Origin of the sequence: Pseudomonas sp. JV245A, from assembly GCF_032424515.1 — a bacterium.
GTDB classification, from domain to species: Bacteria; Pseudomonadota; Gammaproteobacteria; order Pseudomonadales; family Pseudomonadaceae; genus Aquipseudomonas; species Aquipseudomonas protegens.
This window is the reverse complement of sequence record NZ_VYKE01000409.1, coordinates 1-1086: the sequence shown is the minus strand read 5'-3', so window position 1 is coordinate 1086 and position 1086 is coordinate 1. Positions and strand designations below refer to the sequence as shown.

Genomic DNA, 1086 nt, shown 5'->3' with positions numbered 1-1086 from the left:
GCCACCACGCTGGCACCCAGGCCCAGGGCGGTGGCGGGCAACGACAGGTTGAACACCTGCACCACGCTATACAGGATCAGCAGCGACCAGCCACCAAGCCACAGGGTAGGCGCGCCGATCTGCTGCAACAGGCGCCGCCCGCGCAGGGTCAGGGCAGCCGCCAGCCGGCCCTGTGGCTGCCGATCCTCCACGGCCTCGGGCGTGACAACCGGCGCCGGGGTGATGACCTCTTCGCGCCAGCGGCTGACCCAGCACGCCGATTGCAGCCCGGCCACCACCACCAGCAAGGCACACGAAAGGTTCACCAGCAGTGCCGGCCAGATGGTCAGCGCCGCAAACAGATCGACAAACACCGCCGCCACCAGCCCCAGCACCGCCAGGCCCAGCAAAGCGGCGCCCCAGCGCTGCAAACGCGCCGCATGGGACGCCGCCTGCTGAAACCGTGGCAAGGCAGCCACCTCGCCACCTTGCGTCTCAAGATCGACTTGCATACCACCCCGCCGCTCTGGTCCGGCCCTGTGGATAAACCCACGGGCCGAAGAAATTCGAAACAATTCGTTACTATATAACGAGCCGAGTGAAATTTTTGTCCCCCGCCATGCCTTTTCATCTATTGCGTACGTCGTAGACACAGAGACAGCTGTTTGCTCATGACAAAACTTCTGATGTCAGCCCCCTGGCATTTAAGGCAATAATCCAGCCCTGCTCACCGCGTGCGACAAGGAACCGTCCCATCATGCTCTCGATTTACCAGCTCAAACCGCGCTTTCAGAACCTGCTGCGGCCGTTGGTGCAGCGCCTGTACGACAACGGCACCACGGCCAACCAGATCACTGTCCTGGCCGCCGTCATCTCGGTCCTGGTCGGCACCGTCATCGCCCTGTTCCCCGGCCATGCCTGGCTGTTCGCCCTGATTCCCCTGTGGATGATCCTGCGCATGGCGCTCAATGCCATCGACGGCATGCTGGCGCGGGAATTCGGCCAGCAATCGCGCCTGGGGGCCTACCTCAACGAACTCTGCGACGTGGTCGCCGACAGCGCCCTGATCCTGCCTTTCGCCCTGTTGCCCGGGGCCAGCCTGCTGCT

The 1086-nt window shown here is 63.9% G+C and carries 1 protein-coding gene and 1 pseudogene; one reads left to right on the top strand and one right to left on the bottom strand.

Translation table 11 applies throughout. The annotated features are described in order from the left end of the window. A pseudogene (locus tag F6S12_RS32070) lies at positions 1 to 491 on the bottom strand (protease modulator HflK); the annotation flags it as partial. A gap of 245 nt (positions 492 to 736) precedes the next feature. Here F6S12_RS32070 and F6S12_RS32065 point away from each other — a divergent pair. Then, positions 737 to 1086, top strand: a 350-nt coding sequence (locus F6S12_RS32065) for a CDP-alcohol phosphatidyltransferase family protein (RefSeq protein WP_315869900.1), incomplete at its 3' end; no start/stop codon positions are given.